1 protein-coding gene is annotated in these 352 nt (G+C 44.9%); it reads left to right on the top strand.

Annotated elements, in window-relative coordinates; translation table 11 throughout:
• The coding region (locus ACFIK0_RS09510; RefSeq protein WP_375663928.1) for a LexA family protein at positions 1 to 352 on the top strand (352 nt) is incomplete at both ends.

The following is a 352-nucleotide window of genomic DNA, read 5'->3' on the forward strand; positions in this document are numbered from 1 at the left end:
GAGAATCATGGTTACCCACCAACGGTTCGTGAAATTTGTTCCGCAGTTGGGTTATCTTCGACATCAACTGTCCATGCCCACATCAAGCATTTAATTACCAATGGTTATCTTCAAAAAGATCCTTCTAAGCCACGCGCATTAGAAATCACCACTACTGGTTTAGACGCATTAGGTGTGCAACCAGAGCAAAAGGAGATTCCAATGCTGGGGGTCGTAACCGCAGGTCAACCAATTTTGGCAGTTGAAGAAGCAACTGACTTTTTTCCGTTGCCACCTTCGCTCAAGGATTCTGGCGATATCTTCATGCTGAAAATCCGCGGCACTAGTATGATTAACGCTGGAATTTTGGATG

It is taken from the genome of Bartonella sp. CL63NXGY (assembly GCF_042194905.1).
Taxonomy (GTDB): Bacteria; Pseudomonadota; Alphaproteobacteria; order Rhizobiales; family Rhizobiaceae; genus Bartonella.